17 protein-coding genes are annotated in these 13,278 nt (G+C 70.3%); 3 read left to right on the top strand and 14 right to left on the bottom strand.

Translation table 11 applies throughout. From position 1 onward, the window contains the following. Positions 1–36: 36 nt before the first annotated feature. The 4 genes from dprA to BLQ34_RS02100 form a co-directional block, all read right to left on the bottom strand. Complete coding sequence (dprA, locus tag BLQ34_RS02115; RefSeq protein ID WP_091780850.1) at positions 37–1,191, bottom strand: DNA-processing protein DprA; 1,155 nt, start codon at positions 1,189–1,191, stop codon at positions 37–39. After that, positions 1,188–2,504 (bottom strand): YifB family Mg chelatase-like AAA ATPase, encoded by a 1,317-nt coding sequence (locus tag BLQ34_RS02110; RefSeq protein WP_091780847.1) that lies wholly within the window; start codon positions 2,502–2,504, stop codon positions 1,188–1,190. Before BLQ34_RS02110 ends, dprA begins: the two co-directional genes overlap by 4 nt. Positions 2,505–2,625: 121 nt before the next feature. Next, complete coding sequence (locus tag BLQ34_RS02105; RefSeq protein ID WP_091780844.1) at positions 2,626–3,705, bottom strand: hypothetical protein; 1,080 nt, start codon at positions 3,703–3,705, stop codon at positions 2,626–2,628. Further along, positions 3,699–4,154: a hypothetical protein gene (locus BLQ34_RS02100; RefSeq protein WP_091780841.1), complete on the bottom strand. Its 456-nt coding sequence runs from the start codon at positions 4,152–4,154 to the stop codon at positions 3,699–3,701. The genes BLQ34_RS02105 and BLQ34_RS02100 overlap by 7 nt, the downstream gene beginning before the upstream one ends. A 568-nt stretch (positions 4,155–4,722) precedes the next feature. Here BLQ34_RS02100 and BLQ34_RS02095 point away from each other — a divergent pair. Both BLQ34_RS02095 and BLQ34_RS18650 read left to right on the top strand, forming a co-directional pair. Beyond that, positions 4,723–5,625: a hypothetical protein gene (locus BLQ34_RS02095; RefSeq protein ID WP_091780839.1), complete on the top strand. Its 903-nt coding sequence runs from the start codon at positions 4,723–4,725 to the stop codon at positions 5,623–5,625. 137 nt (positions 5,626–5,762) lie between these two features. Beyond that, positions 5,763–5,921 (top strand): hypothetical protein, encoded by a 159-nt coding sequence (locus tag BLQ34_RS18650; RefSeq protein WP_157692858.1) that lies wholly within the window; start codon positions 5,763–5,765, stop codon positions 5,919–5,921. 140 nt (positions 5,922–6,061) lie between these two features. Here the strand turns inward: BLQ34_RS18650 and BLQ34_RS02090 are convergent, their stop codons facing one another. The 4 genes from BLQ34_RS02090 to BLQ34_RS02075 all read right to left on the bottom strand — a co-directional run bounded on the left by BLQ34_RS02090 (position 6,062) and on the right by BLQ34_RS02075 (position 8,831). Further along, positions 6,062–7,267 (bottom strand): AAA family ATPase, encoded by a 1,206-nt coding sequence (locus tag BLQ34_RS02090; protein ID WP_091780836.1) that lies wholly within the window; start codon positions 7,265–7,267, stop codon positions 6,062–6,064. Next, entirely contained in the window at positions 7,264–7,632 is a 369-nt protein-coding gene (locus BLQ34_RS02085) for a hypothetical protein (protein ID WP_091780834.1), read from the bottom strand. The genes BLQ34_RS02090 and BLQ34_RS02085 overlap by 4 nt, the downstream gene beginning before the upstream one ends. Positions 7,633–7,744: 112 nt before the next feature. Beyond that, positions 7,745–8,005 carry a helix-turn-helix transcriptional regulator gene (locus BLQ34_RS02080; RefSeq protein ID WP_091780832.1) on the bottom strand — a complete coding sequence of 87 codons (261 nt, stop codon included), beginning with the start codon at positions 8,003–8,005 and terminating at the stop codon, positions 7,745–7,747. A 343-nt stretch (positions 8,006–8,348) separates the two neighbouring features. Further along, complete coding sequence (locus tag BLQ34_RS02075) at positions 8,349–8,831, bottom strand: DUF6941 family protein (RefSeq protein WP_157692857.1); 483 nt, start codon at positions 8,829–8,831, stop codon at positions 8,349–8,351. 396 nt (positions 8,832–9,227) lie between these two features. Here BLQ34_RS02075 and BLQ34_RS02065 point away from each other — a divergent pair, with 396 nt between their 5' ends. Beyond that, positions 9,228–9,581 (top strand): plasmid mobilization protein, encoded by a 354-nt coding sequence (locus tag BLQ34_RS02065; RefSeq protein WP_157692856.1) that lies wholly within the window; start codon positions 9,228–9,230, stop codon positions 9,579–9,581. A gap of 16 nt (positions 9,582–9,597) precedes the next feature. Here the strand turns inward: BLQ34_RS02065 and BLQ34_RS02060 are convergent, their stop codons facing one another. The 6 genes from BLQ34_RS02060 to BLQ34_RS02035 all read right to left on the bottom strand — a co-directional run bounded on the left by BLQ34_RS02060 (position 9,598) and on the right by BLQ34_RS02035 (position 13,276). Then, on the bottom strand, positions 9,598–9,966 hold the full coding sequence (locus BLQ34_RS02060; protein ID WP_197674756.1) for a hypothetical protein: 369 nt from the start codon (positions 9,964–9,966) through the stop codon (positions 9,598–9,600). Then, positions 9,963–11,432: a recombinase family protein gene (locus BLQ34_RS02055; protein ID WP_091780820.1), complete on the bottom strand. Its 1,470-nt coding sequence runs from the start codon at positions 11,430–11,432 to the stop codon at positions 9,963–9,965. The genes BLQ34_RS02060 and BLQ34_RS02055 overlap by 4 nt, the downstream gene beginning before the upstream one ends. Before the next feature lie 9 nt (positions 11,433–11,441). After that, complete coding sequence (locus BLQ34_RS02050) at positions 11,442–11,702, bottom strand: magnesium chelatase domain-containing protein (RefSeq protein WP_091780817.1); 261 nt, start codon at positions 11,700–11,702, stop codon at positions 11,442–11,444. Then, positions 11,699–12,070: a YraN family protein gene (locus BLQ34_RS02045; RefSeq protein WP_091780814.1), complete on the bottom strand. Its 372-nt coding sequence runs from the start codon at positions 12,068–12,070 to the stop codon at positions 11,699–11,701. The genes BLQ34_RS02050 and BLQ34_RS02045 overlap by 4 nt, the downstream gene beginning before the upstream one ends. Positions 12,071–12,218: 148 nt before the next feature. After that, entirely contained in the window at positions 12,219–12,536 is a 318-nt protein-coding gene (locus BLQ34_RS02040; protein WP_091780812.1) for a DUF2469 domain-containing protein, read from the bottom strand. Further along, positions 12,533–13,276, bottom strand: coding sequence for a ribonuclease HII (locus tag BLQ34_RS02035; RefSeq protein WP_091780809.1), 744 nt, complete (start codon positions 13,274–13,276; stop codon positions 12,533–12,535). The genes BLQ34_RS02040 and BLQ34_RS02035 overlap by 4 nt, the downstream gene beginning before the upstream one ends. Positions 13,277–13,278 lie beyond the last annotated feature (2 nt).

Genomic DNA, 13,278 nt, shown 5'->3' with positions numbered 1-13,278 from the left:
CGGACGCCGGTCCGGCGAACGGGCGCGTCGGGCAGGTCAGCGGCGCTTCACCCGACGCCACCCCTCCCCCTGCTGGAGCGCGAGCTCGGCCACGTCGAGGGCTCCGAGCGCACCTCGCACCTCGATCACACTCAGCCCGGTGCGTCGCGCCAGCTCCGCGACGGCGATCGGGGCGCGGTGCGGCAGGGCCGCCAGCACCACTCGATGGTGAGGGGCGAGGTCGTCGCCCGGCTCGGTCGCACCCTGCTTGCGGGGGGCCAGCTCCCCGACCTGCCCCACCGACTCGGCGACCTCCGCCGCGTCGGTGACGAGCTGTGCCCCGCTCCTGATCAGCTCATGGCAGCCCGCAGACACCGCCGACGACACCGGCCCGGGCACGGCGCAGACCAGGCGGTGGTGTTCTTCGGCCAGGCGGGCCGTGTTGCGCGACCCGCTGCGCAGGCCGGCCTCGACGACGACCGTCCCCCGCGTCAGGGTCGCGATGACACGGTTGCGACTGAGGAAGCGCCACTTCGTCGGTGCCGAGCCAGGTGGCACCTCGCTCATCACGAGACCGTCCTCGCGGATCCGCTTGAGCAGGCCGGCGTGGCCTGCCGGGTAGGCGCGGTCGACCCCTCCCGCCACGACCGCGACGGTCGGGCCGCCGACTGCGAGCGCGCCCTCATGGGCAGCTCCGTCGATGCCGTAGGCGGCCCCTGACACCACCGTGAACCGGCGCTCCGCGAGGCCCGCGCCCAGCTCCCTGGCCACGTGGAGGCCATAACCTGTGGCCGCCCGGGCGCCCACGACCGCGACGCTGCGCTCGGCCAGCTCGTCGAGCCGGCCCTCACCCAGCACCCAGAGACACAGCGGTGGTGCGGCGAGGTCGTCCAGGCGGGTCGGCCACTCGGCGTCCTGCGGCACGACCAGACGGGCGCCGAGGCTGCGGGCGATGGCGAGGTCGCGATCGACGTCGAGCTCGGGCAGCCGGGCCTCGAGACGGGCGCCCAAGATGGTGTCCCGACCCACCGAGTGCAGGGCTTCCTCCGCCCCCACCGTGGCGACGAGGCGGGCGACCTCGGCGTCGGCGGGCTCGACCAGCCGCGCCCAGGCCAGGCGGGCGGCCCGGTCGCCGCGCACGCCCGCGAGAGCACGGCGGCCGACGGTCCCGCTGGTCGAGCTCGTCCCGGCGGTTCGCTCCGGCCCGCTCATGCCGCGACCGCGTCGTGGTTGCGCAGGGTCAACGCCTGGCCGAGGTCGTCGCGAGTGGGGGCGTCGCGGCCGGCGAGGTCGGCGATGGTCCAGCCCACCCGGGCCACCCGGTCGTAACCACGCAGGGTCAGCTGACCACGGTCGAGCGCGCGGTCGAGATCGGTCGTGACCGCCCTCGACAACCGCCACCTGCCGCGGCGCAGGGTCGACCCGGGCACCTGGCTGTTGAGCTCCCAGGGCGTCCCGGCCCAGCGCTGCGCCTGCGCCTGCCTGGCCCCCTGCACCCGGGTCGCGACGACCGCGCTGCTCTCACCGGCGGTCCCCGCCAGCGACGACCTCGTGACCGCCGGCACCTGCACCCTCAGGTCCACGCGGTCGAGCAGCGGTCCCGACAGCCGGCCCAGGTAAGCCCGTTTGGCCAAGGGGGTGCACGAGCAGCCCACTCCCTTGCCGTACCCGAGGCCGCACGGGCAGGGGTTGGCGGCCATCACGAGCTGGAACCGGGCCGGGTAGAGCACGGTGCTCCGCGCCCGTGACACGACGACCTGCCCGGACTCCAGCGGCTGGCGCAGCGACTGGAGCACCGAGGACTTGAACTCGGGGACCTCGTCGAGGAAGAGCACGCCGTGGTGCGCCTGGGTGATGGCACCGGGTTTCACGGCGCGGCTGCCACCGCCGATGATCGCCGCCTGGGTGGCGGTGTGGTGTGGGGCCACGAAGGGCGGGGCACCCTCGACGGACAGCTCGGCCGCTGTGACGCCGAGCAGCGATCGCACGGCGAGGACGTCGATCGACTGCTCGCGCGACAGCCGGGGCAGGATCGTCGCCAGGCGTTCGGCGAGCATCGTCTTGCCGGAGCCCGGTGGCCCGAGCAGGAAGAGGTGGTGACCTCCCGCTGCTGCCAGCTCGAGCGCCATCCGGGCCTCCTCCTGCCCCACCACGTCGGCGAGGTCCACCGGCACCCTGACCACGGTGGGACGCTGCGGCGGGGTCGGATCGGCCACCCCGAACGACTCGGCCCCGGAGGCGTAGGCCGCGATGAGGTCGGCCAGGTGGGCCACGGCGTGCACCCGGATCCCCGGGACGAGGCGAGCCTCGGCCGCGTTGTCGACCGGCACCACGACGTCGCGGCACCCGGCGCGGACAGCGCTCAGCACCGCGGGCAGGACACCGTTCACGGCACGGATGGACCCGTCCAGGGCCAGCTCCCCGAGGTGCACGAGGTCGCGCACTCGGTCGGGCTCGACCAGCTTGAGGGCCGTCGCCACGGCGACGGCGATCGGCAGGTCGAAACTGCGGTTTTGACATAGCATTTCGGTTACGATCTTGACGCGAGCGAATTCCGTTGCGCTGCAACGGAATTCGCGTGTGCGTTTTCGTGCCCCGGCTGACCGCCCGGACCGAGGACCCGCGTCAACTCGGCCCGGGCGGAGTTTAGGAGGTCGGCAGGGCGACCTCCGGTGGGGCCTGCACGGCGTCGAGCAGCGCCGCCGCATGGACCCACGGCGTGCTCGAGGGCGGCCGCCCCGTGACCGCGTGGGCGGGCAGGACGTAGACCGCGCCCTCGTGACCCTGCAGCCAGTCCCGCAGGCTGCCCGCGAGCTTGGCGCGGCCAGTGGCCACGAGGTGGTCGGCCAGGGCCTGTGTGCGGCTGGTCACGCCGACGGCGCCGCCCGCCTTGTCGAGGGCCGCCGAGCAGGTGGCGCACAGGTGGCCTCGGACCTTCTCCGGGCCGGTCCGGCCCAGCGCGGTCTGGTTGGTCAGGACTCGTCGCCAGGCGGCGTCCTGCGCCTGCTGCACCCCGCCCAGCCGTGCCACATCGGCGGCGGCAAGCGTGACCGAGCTGACGCCGCAGTACAGGCAACCTGTGGCCGTTCCACGCGGCCCAGGGCAGGGCAGCGGAACGCTGGGCTGGTGCCGGGCCACCAGCGCTCGCAGCCCGTCGGCGTAGGCCTTGCGCATCTCGTCGCGCTGGGCGGCGCGGACGTGGTCCCAAGGCCGGCGGTTGACGTAGCCCGGGGACACGGTCTCGGGATTGCTCCACGCGATGCCCCCGGCTGCACGCCACAGCCGCGGCCAGATCGCCGCCCAGTGCGTCTCGTTGGTCGGGCGGGGCAGGCCGATCACATCGAGCGCCTGCAAGGCCGTCTCGACGTGCTGGCGGACCACGTTGCCGTAGCGCTGCTCCAGGGCGGGGTGCTGCTCGACGTACGCCTTGGCCTCGGCACGCCGTGCCGCGCAGGTCGGGCAGATCGCGACCCGCACGGCGTTGGGTGGCGGCTTGGGGCGACTCTTCGGCGCGTGACCCGGCACCGTGATGGGGCTGACGTAGGACCCACCCATGCCGAGTCGCTCGGCGATGCGAACCGGCGTTAACTCGGTGACCACGACACCGCGCCCGCAGCACTCGCAGGCCAGCCGCTGCGCGTCTCGTACTGGGTCGTCGGGCATCTCGCGGCGCAGCGCTGCGGCCTGCTCGGCGGTCAGCTGCGGGCGCGTCGTGATCTTCACCATTGGGTCACCGTCCTCGTGAACTCGTCCTGTGCAGCCGCGAGCGCCTTGGCCGCGGCCTCCTCCAGTGCCTTGCTCCGCGCTGCCTGCTGGGCAGCCTCGGCGGCGTTCATCAGCTCGCTGGCGGCCTCCAGCCGGGCCACGGCGTTCCCGCGCCGCTTGGGCCCTGCCCGGGGGACCCGAGGCACGGGCGGGTAGACCGGGCGCGCTGGTGTCCGTCCGTGACTCCGGCGCGGGCGCACCAGCGGAGGCACCTTCGGGACGGGTGTGGGTGCCATCGTCGCCGTGCCGTCGCTGTTGGCGGTGCCCACCCCTTCGACCCGGACGGAGCGCGTTGACGGCGGCTGCTGGGTCGGCCCGGGGGCCGAGGCGGGCGACTCGAAGGTCGCACCCGCGCGTCCGCGGAAGTGACGCAGACGCAGGGCGTCGGACTCCGGCTCGCGAGTGGTCATCGCCGGTCCGTGCAAAGCTCGCAGATCGGCACTCGCGGCTTCCGGTTGGGGACCCACATCTCGCGACCGCAACCGAGGCAGTTGCCCAGCAGGTAGGCCAGCGGAGCGTGGCGAGGGACCGGCGGGGCTGGGGCCTTGTCGCGGGTAGGCGGGGTGGCCAGCCCGCGGCGCACATCCTTCGAATAGTCGGCCAGTCGACGGGCTCGCTCGTGATCGACGCGGGACTGCTGGGCGCGAGCGGCGAGGGTGGTCATCGGCCGGCCCTCCGCAGCAGCGAGCGACGCTCAGGGCCGGGTATGCGGTCGAGACAGTGCGAGCAGAGCAGGCCGACCGAGGGGCCGAGGTCGATCAGTTTCGAGGTCGGCGATCGCCGAGCGCATCGGCTACAAGGCGAGGTGCCGGGATGGGTGGCGCGTGACATGGGCGCTCCTGATGGAGACGAGCCCGGCCCTTGCGCCAGCGGCAGACGGTGATGTGCTCTCAGAGTCGCACGCGTGTCAAGAGGTCCCGCTGAGAGGGCGCGACCAATCAGGCTGGGGCGGCTCTCCTCTGCTGCGACGATGCACATATGACCGAAGAGCAAGAGGTGCCATGGCCGAAGCGATCCCACCGATCCCTGCACGAGCCCACCCCGCTGGGGACGTTCGGCCACAAGGCCTTCCGAAGCGCCTTCGCCAAGCTGCACCGCGTCGAGGAGGTCTACCAGGCACTACGGCTGGAGGCCGAGGGGCTGCGCCTCGACTTCTTGGACGTCCTGCGGATCGAGTTGACCCCCGACCGGTCCACGTACCGGTTCATCGTGGACAACCCGCCGACGATCCCGAGCCACTGGGCCGTTACGACGGGTGAAGCGCTCTACAACCTCCGCTCGGCACTCGACCACGCCGCCTTCGAGCTGTCCGTGCGGGGTCTGGGTCGGGACCTCGATCCTGACGAGGCCTTCTGGTCACAGTTCACCCTCACGGACTCAGAGAAGAAGTTTCGAGAGCGGGCCAAGAAGGAGTTGCCCGGCCTGTCCGTCGAGCAACTCGATCTGATCGAGCGGGTGCAGCCCTACCTCAAGCGGGGCCGGGAGCACGAGCCGACTCTGTTCGACCAGGCGGCCTACTCGATGGGCCTGCTCAATCGGCTGGGAAACGTCGAGAAGCACCGACACCCACACCTCGTCGTGGGTTCCGTAGATGGCCCCTCATGGCGCACCGGGCAGCCTGAGCCCAGGTTGATCCGCGGCCCGGTCGAGCAGGGACGCGTGATCATGGAGATGGACTACTTCCCAGAGTTCCGACCCTACGAGAGCACGCAGCCACGAGTCACCTTCGCGCCAGTTCTCCTGGACGACGACGGCCCGGTGGCCTTCCCGGGCGTGCTGGGGACCCTCCGCTTCATGGCGAAGCGGGTCCTCGACGTCCTGAACCCCACCGGGCGATGCGACCCCAGCCTGCTGGATCCGATCCCCCCACGTCGGCACTGAGGGGCCGATCTGTAGGAGCCGCGTGAAAACGCCGACGATCCTCGCAGTGCGGGCGGGACGGTGCTGGTCGGACAGCGTACTACGCCCCTGTCGGCACCCTGCGGCATACTGGGCGGGGGTATCGAGAGGAGGCCGTCGTGAGCGGCAAGACCCAGAGCATGACCGCGCGGACCATGCCGATGACCGCTGGCGCTCACCACTGGCTCGATGTGCGCAGCAAGGACGACCGGCGGGTCCGGGACGCACGGCGACGTGCCGAGGACCCGGAGCGCCGCCTTCCCCGACTGGCGCGCTGAGACGAGCGACGAGCGACGAGCGACCTAGAGAGATACATCTCTCTCTGTATCTCTCCCTCCCGCTATATAGGTCGCTCGTCGCTGGTCGCTCGTCATCGCTGCAGGTCAGAGGCTTGCAGCGAGAGACGAGCGACAACGAGCTACGTGTCGCTCGTCGCTGGTCTCCGGTACCCGCTCTGTGGCCCACGCAGGCCGTTGTGCTCGATCAGCCCGGCCTTGACCAGCGGGGCCAGGTCGCGGCTGAGGTTGTCCGAGCGCAGCACCTCCTTGAGCGATGCAGCCGGCGCGCACCCGCTCGGGTGAGCGTCGATGCACGCCAGCACGTCGCGCTCGACGCTACTCACGGGCACCCGCCCGCCCTCGACGGTCCCGTCCGGCTGCGCCACGAGGCCGACCACCCGCTCGGACACTCCAGCCTTGTGGTCGTGCTCGATCTGGAACCTCGGCAGCAGTTCACGAACCGGCTTGATGTGGTGCACGTCGACCACCGTCCCGCCCGTGCTGCCTTCGAGGAACAGGATGGAGCCCATGCCGTGGTACACGCCTCCGTGCCCTGAGATCGCGGTCAGGTCCGGCGGGCCATTGCGTCGGCGCTCGTTGGGGTGGTGCAGGACCACGACCTCGACCTCCGAGGCCAGGAGCAGCTGCACCGCCGTGGAGAACCCGGCCACCTCGTCGGCGTTGGTGGTGGCGCCGAAGTCCTTCCTCGAGTCGAAGATGAGCAGCCCGGCGCCCGTCTCCTCCACCTCGCCCAGGAGCCACTCCTGCCCTCGCGTGGCGCTGAGCCGATAGGGCGGCGGGCCCTTGTGGATGTGCAACCGGTCCCGGAGCAGGTCGCGGTGGGCCTCGGAGAACCCGCGCATCAGCGCCTCCATGGCCTGCCTAGGGCGGTCGGCAGCCAGGTAGTACACCGAGCGGTCGGGCGGCAGAGGGCGCACGGGCATGTCCCACATCTCGTCGGCTAGCCCAAGCCTCGCGCGCCCGTACTGGCCCGCCGTGGAGGTCTTGCCCGTCCCGTCCGGCCCGACGATCATCAGCGCCTGCCCCTCGGCCGTCACCGGCGCGAAGGCGTCACCCCAGATCGGGGCCACGGGGTCGAGGTCGAGCAGGGCATCACCACTGACCCGCATCGAGTACTCGTCGGCCTCCGCCACCTCGTCTAGCTGGGCCTGAACCTCGCGCCGGACGTACTCCTGCCGGAGCATGCACTTGATGCACTGGCGACGGTCGTACCCGTAGAGCGGATGCAGCTCGTTGCACTCGGGCGGGACGTGGGCTTGGTCGGCGGGGACCAGACGCTCATCGCGCCCTTCTCCCGCCCAGACGTAACCCGGCTCGGCGGTCACTCGCCCACCGCCTGTCGGACCGCGGCATACGCCGCCCGCATCTCGGCGAGGATCTCGGCCGGGGTCGGTGGCGGACCGGTGCGGGGCCAGCGCCCGCCCATCGGGTCGCCGTGGCGGCGCCAGCGGTCGTAGTGCGAGCGGCACAGCCCGCGTCCGTAGTGCCGGTTGCGACAGCCGCGAAGGCGGCACATGCGCGGGGCGCGCCGGGCCGCCCAGGACTCATGCCAGCGGGCCAGCCCGCCCGGCTCGCGGCCGGGTGCGTACGCCTCGCGGACCTGCCTGTCGGGGTTGCGCGAGTAGGTGGTCAGAAACGCCACGACGGCGGCATCATGGTCGGCGGTGATGTAGTTGGGGGCGGTGGTCACGGCTGGCCACCGCCCTCGTCCTTGCCCGAGGCCATGAGCCGTAGCCACCGGGCGACCTCCTCGCACTGCTCGTCGGTGAGCGGGCCGAGCGCCGCAGCCGCCTCCACCGGGCTCATCGCTGCACCACCTCGGCCTGAGCGGGCAGGGCGATGATCGTGGCCTTGGGGCCGAACGCCTTCCCGCCCGGACGAGCGGTCCGACGCGGGACCTTGGCCAGCGCCGCGTCCACCTCGTTGAGGTCGACGTAGTGGCTGCGCTTGCCGGGCACCCTGTAGGCCGGGAAGAGCCCTCGGCCGACGTAGTTGCTGACGGTGCGGTCGCTGACCTGCAGATAGTGGGCGGCCTGGACGATGGTTGCGAGTCGACGTGTCACGACGAATCTCCTTCAACTTCAAAGGGATTCGTACGCAGCTGTCGGACTTTCGGGCGACCGGTCGGTTTGAGTCCTCATGGCCCCGAGCCAGCGGCTCGATCGCGGGACTCCTGACGCCAGTACTTCGTCCCTCACGCTCAGGTGATGAGGGCCAGCCACTTCCGTACGAAGAGTAGGAGAGCGCGAATTTCGTTCTCCTGGCTGCGATTCTACACGTTCGCTCATCGCTTCGCTGCGGCATCTGTGCGCGATTCTCCGGCGATTTCGGGCCTCGCGTGCGGCTTCGGTCACGCGCTTCACTTTGGGGCTTCAGCGTGCGATTTCGGCTGCACCGGCCAGCTCGTTAGGGCAGGCGCGGCAGCCCAGCCGGTCCGCCCGGAATCGTGAGGCCTTGCTGAGTCGCGACCTTGTACGTGAGCCGGCGGAGCTCCGTGCCGTCGACAGAAAGGACGAAGAAGTATCGTCCCAACCTCGGCAGGGGCAGGCCCGGGAGGTTGATCGCCAGACTGATGTTCTGCGCCTCGCCCGCCTCCAGGATGGGCGGTCGTCCGACGTTGAACTGCAATTCAGCATGCAGCGGTTCCTCTGCCTCGCCGGTAGGCACGACGACGGGCTGGTCATCCTCATCGACCAAGTCCATCTCGAGCTTGTGCTGTTGGTTGGTCTGAGTCCACGGAACCGAGAGGGTGATCCCGATGGATACACCGATCACGTATGGAGCCGTGAGTCCTGGCGGGACGTTGGCTCGATCCACTCCTCCACCGGTGATGTAGAGCAGATTGTTCTGAACCTCTGCGTAGTTGCACAAAACGGCGCTAAGTTCCACTGAGAACCTTCCTTTGTAAAGCCGACGGTATGACCGTCACGGTTGATACGGTCATACCGTAGATCCTTGACGGTATGACCGTCAAGGAGTACCTTTGAGTCATCCGAGTCAGGCAGAGTGGCTCGATATTGACGAGTTCAATGAAGCCCACATTGCCGAGCATCATGTATCCCCCACCGAGCTCTATCAGGTCATGTCAGACGAGCCTCTGTGGTCGAGAAACAAGAACGGTATGACCGCCGAGTGGCGGATGATCGGGCGCACATATGGGGGGCGACCAATCGTGGCCGCGGTGAAGTACGACGAGAGCCGCGGCTGTATTCGACCCATCACTGCTAGGGAATGCACAGCCGCGGAGGTGACAAAGTGGGGGATCTAGGGATGAGAATGGTGGGCATGGAAGACGTCGACCGACTTGAAGCGCAACTGGGTGACGATTCGGCATGGGAGCCAGATCCACCGGAGGCTCGGGCGCGAAAGAAGTCCGAGAAGCGGCAACGAGGGGCGATGGTCAGTGTCCGCCTGACCCCTGCCGAATTGGACCAAGTGCAAGAGGCCGCCGGGCGCGAAGGCATGACTGTCGCAGCGTTCATGCGCGAGCGCGCCTTGGAAGGCGGTGGGTACACCTGCGTGGCCGTGGCCAACCGTTTGAACCGAGACGTTCACAACGCGACGATCGACATCCAGAAGATCTCGATCTTGCCTGGGACGGTGACGATGTACACCGGTCGCAGCCTCGTCGACCACTGACGGCAGGTGGAGAGAGCTACTCCGGCTGCATGCGGAGTCTCCCCAGCACGTCCTCGTCGAAGTTGGCCTGCTCGCCGTACACCTTGTGAGTCGTGGCGACGTTGATGATCGTCGTCTCTTCGATGGGAGCGCCCATCGTCCAGAACCACAGCCGCCGGTCGCGGGTGAAGAGGTAGAGGTTCGTGCGGGCGTAGAACTTGCCAGGCTCCCCGAAGGTGCGGGTCACCCGCACTGCCCGCTCGAAGTCCTCCGGGGAGAGCCCGGGCGTCCGACCACGCACCACGTACCAGTGCGGGACGCCGGGCATGGTGCTCGCGAACGTCCACTGCAGGGTGGGAGCCAGGTCGAGCCACCAGTCGAGGTCGGCTTGGCTCGCACCCTTCACCGCTCCCCCACCCGCGACAGCGCCAGCCGGTCGCTGCTCCAGGCAGCGCCGCGGTAGGCGGCGGGCATGATCTGGACGCCGAGCACCGTGCGAAGCACCTGCCGCTGGACGTCCAGAGGTGCGTCGAGGAAGGCCTGGCCCGGGTCGCGAGCGCCCACGATGGGCAGCGCGACGCCGGCCCTGGTCCCCTCGGCCAGCAGGGTCTCGACCTCCTCGAGCTCGACCCTGATGCGGTCGGTCTTGGCCTTGAACCGCCGGGCGTCGATCAGGTCGGCGTCGTAGTCAGCCTCCGTCTGCTCGATCTGTCGCACTAGGACGGCTCGGCGCTCACGACCCCGCTCCATGCGCCCGTCGTCGCCTGACGGGCTCAGCAGGGCCAGCACGCGGGCATCCCGGACCATCTCCGCCACGACCTGGCGGACGTAGTCGTCGGTCTTGGGCACCAGGACCGTCAGGTGCGCGAACTCGGCGCAGCGGTAGTGAGCCGTCGGCGTGATGTTCGGGCGGCTCGGGGTTGCGCCGATGGAGGTGGCGCGGATGACGCCGCCGCACGGCTGGCCCTCGGGACCGGTGGCTCCGCAGCGGGCGATGCCCGAGAGCAGCCACGACGGGTCCGTCTTGTGGTTCGGGTGGCGACGGCTGGGGGCCGTGAGGAGCGCGTGGACGGCCCGCCAGGTGTCCTCGTCGACCAGCGCGGGCCACTGGGCTCGTCCGACGATGGTCAGCTCGGCTGTCGGCACCGACGCCTTGCCGGTGTGGATCAGCCCGGCGTTGCGAGGGCGGATGAGCACGTCGCGGAGGCTCAACGACGTCCACTCCGCTCCACTGCTCGTGCGGACGCGCTGCTGGTTCAGCTCTCGGGCGATCCCCTTGAGCGAGCGTCCGGCCAGCACGTCGCGGCTGGCGCGGGCTACCACCTCGGCCTCCCGAGGCCGCACCACCATGCCGCCCTTGCGGTAGCCGAAGGGCCTCTTGCCGCCGCGGTAGGCGCCGGCCTCCAGCATGGTCTTCCTCTTGGCCTGCACACGCTCTCGAAGGTGCTCGACCTCCTGCTGGGCGACCGCCGCGAGGATGCGGGCGTTCATCCGACCGCCGGCGGTGCTCAGGTCGACGTCCCCGGCGGTGACGGTGCGGATCTCGACGTGCTTGGTCTCGGCGAGCGTCACCAGCTCCTCGAGGTCGACCAGGCGGCGGTGGAGCCGGTCTGTATGCCAAGCGACGAGTCCGCCCACGTCACCGCGGCGCACGGCGTCGAGCATGGCCCGGTACTGCGGGCGCGGCTTGCCCTTGTACGCGCTGATGTCGTTGTCGACGTAGACCGCCACGACCTCCCAGCCGAGCCGCTCAGCGAGGGCTCGGCACTCCCGCTCCTGCTGCTCGACACCCGCCCGCTCACCCGCCCTGTCGCGGCTGATGCGTGCGTAGATCGCGGCCCGTACGGGGGCCTGCTGCTGCGTTCTGCTCATATGCCAATTCTACGGTTTCGGCAGGTCGAAGCCACTGCCGTTCTTGTGGATCGACGCCGGTGAGAGGTTGACCGTGATCCGCTGCTGCGCCAGCGGATGGCCGATGCTGGCTGCGGCGGCCTTGACCCGGTTCGGCGACTGCGCGCAGGCGGTGTCGGGCAGGCCACCGAGCATGAACGCCGGCAGCCCGCCCGACAGGTGCGCCTCGACGTCGACGACGGTGCCGCTGAGCCCTTCGAGCGTGACCGACCTCGTCCGGCCGAAGCTCACGCCCCGACCCCCTGCACGTGGCGCACCACAGCCTTGCCCCGGACCGGTCTGAGGATCCCGATCACGTCGATCCGGATGCGGGCCGGTCGCTCGTCGTGCTCTTGCAGCCAGGCCGCGGCCAGTCGTCGCAGTCGTTTGGCCTTGCGCCAGTGCACGGCCTCCACGGGTGACCCGAACCGCTCGGTCCGGCGGGTCTTCACCTCACAGAAGACGAGGCAGTCGCCGTCCCGGGCCACGAGGTCGATCTCGCCACGGGCGCACCGCCAGTTGCGGTCGACGACGCTCAGCCCACGCTCGGTGAGGTAGCGCTCGGCCAGCCGCTCGCCATACTCCCCCAGGGCCCTGCGTGGATCGGTCGTCTCCGGCATGAGGCCCAGCCAAGCCCCCGGACGCGCCGCCGGACAGCGACGACGAAGATCCCTGTGGACAGGCCACCGGCGCGAGCCGGGCTGGGGACGAGGAGCGCGGTGACGGCACCGCTACGGCACCGGCTCGGCACCGGCGACGCGGTCGCGGCTAGAAGCCCTGGTCCTTCGGCAGCTCGAGGTCGGCCTTCGCGAGCTCTTCGACGTTCACGTCCTTGAACGTCACCACTCGCACCTGCTTGGCGAACCGGGCAGGCCGGTAGATGTCCCACACCCACGCGTCCTGCATCGTGACGTCGAAGTAGACCTCACCCCCGTCGGATCGCACCTTCACGTCGACCGAGTTGCACAGGTAGAAGCGTCGCTCGGTCTCGACCACGTGGGAGAACAGGCCCACCACGTCGCGGTACTCGCGATAGAGCTGGAGCTCCATCTCCGACTCGTACTTCTCGAGGTCCTCTGAACTCATCGCGTGCTCATCTCCGGTTGCTCACCCTGCCGAACAGCCCCATCATCCATCGTCACTCCGGGCAGCCGCCACGAGCGCCGGTGCAGCTCCGTCGCCCCGTGGGCCTCGAGCGCCGCGAGGTGCTCCGGCGCCGCATACCCCTTGTTCTCGTCCCAGCCGTATGCCGGGTGGTCCGGTGCCATGCCGACCATCAGGCCGTCGCGCTCCACCTTCGCGAGCACCGACGCGGCCGCGACGGAGGAGCACTTGAGGTCGGCCTTGATCATCGTCGTCACCGGTGGGGTGACCGGCGCGGACGCCTCCGTGAACGCGAACAGCCCGACGTCCTCGGGCGCGGTCAGCCAGTCGTGGTTGCCGTCGAGGATGACGAGGTCGGGCACGATGTCGACGGCGGCCAGTGCCCGGCACCCGGCGAGCCGGAGCGCGGCGATGATGCCGATCTCGTCGATCTCGCGCGGCGAGGCGTGGCCGACGGCGTAGGCCGTCGCCCAACGACGGATCCGCGGGACCATCGCCACGCGCGCGGCGGGCGTGAGGAGCTTGGAGTCCTTGACGCCGGTCGGGGCACTGCGGCAGGTCTCGTCGATGAGCACCACACCGACGGTCACCGGACCAGCGAGGGCACCGCGGCCGACCTCGTCCATGCCGGCGAGCACGCGGTGTCCGTCACGCTGCAGCTGGCGCTCGACCCGGAGGCTGGGCTTGCGGTTGCGCACGGGCGCAGGCGGGGGCGGGGGCATCG

It is taken from the genome of Pedococcus dokdonensis (assembly GCF_900104525.1).
Taxonomy (GTDB): domain Bacteria; phylum Actinomycetota; class Actinomycetes; order Actinomycetales; family Dermatophilaceae; genus Pedococcus; species Pedococcus dokdonensis.
The sequence above is the reverse complement of the archived record's forward strand: the minus strand, read 5'-3'. Positions and strand labels throughout refer to the sequence as shown.

What these genes read in the sequence shown, in the direction of transcription:
- dprA (WP_091780850.1), bottom strand. Translation starts at nt 1,191, where the DNA reads ATGAGCGGGCCGGAGCGAACCGCCGGGACGAGCTCGACCAGCGGGACC.
- BLQ34_RS02110 (WP_091780847.1), bottom strand. Translation starts at nt 2,504, where the DNA reads ATGCTATGTCAAAACCGCAGTTTCGACCTGCCGATCGCCGTCGCCGTG.
- BLQ34_RS02105 (WP_091780844.1), bottom strand. Translation starts at nt 3,705, where the DNA reads ATGGTGAAGATCACGACGCGCCCGCAGCTGACCGCCGAGCAGGCCGCA.
- BLQ34_RS02100 (WP_091780841.1), bottom strand. Translation starts at nt 4,154, where the DNA reads ATGACCACTCGCGAGCCGGAGTCCGACGCCCTGCGTCTGCGTCACTTC.
- BLQ34_RS02095 (WP_091780839.1), top strand. Translation starts at nt 4,723, where the DNA reads ATGACCGAAGAGCAAGAGGTGCCATGGCCGAAGCGATCCCACCGATCC.
- BLQ34_RS02065 (WP_157692856.1), top strand. Translation starts at nt 9,228, where the DNA reads ATGGAAGACGTCGACCGACTTGAAGCGCAACTGGGTGACGATTCGGCA.
- BLQ34_RS02055 (WP_091780820.1), bottom strand. Translation starts at nt 11,432, where the DNA reads ATGAGCAGAACGCAGCAGCAGGCCCCCGTACGGGCCGCGATCTACGCA.
- BLQ34_RS02045 (WP_091780814.1), bottom strand. Translation starts at nt 12,070, where the DNA reads ATGCCGGAGACGACCGATCCACGCAGGGCCCTGGGGGAGTATGGCGAG.
- BLQ34_RS02040 (WP_091780812.1), bottom strand. Translation starts at nt 12,536, where the DNA reads ATGAGTTCAGAGGACCTCGAGAAGTACGAGTCGGAGATGGAGCTCCAG.
- BLQ34_RS02035 (WP_091780809.1), bottom strand. Translation starts at nt 13,276, where the DNA reads ATGCCCCCGCCCCCGCCTGCGCCCGTGCGCAACCGCAAGCCCAGCCTC.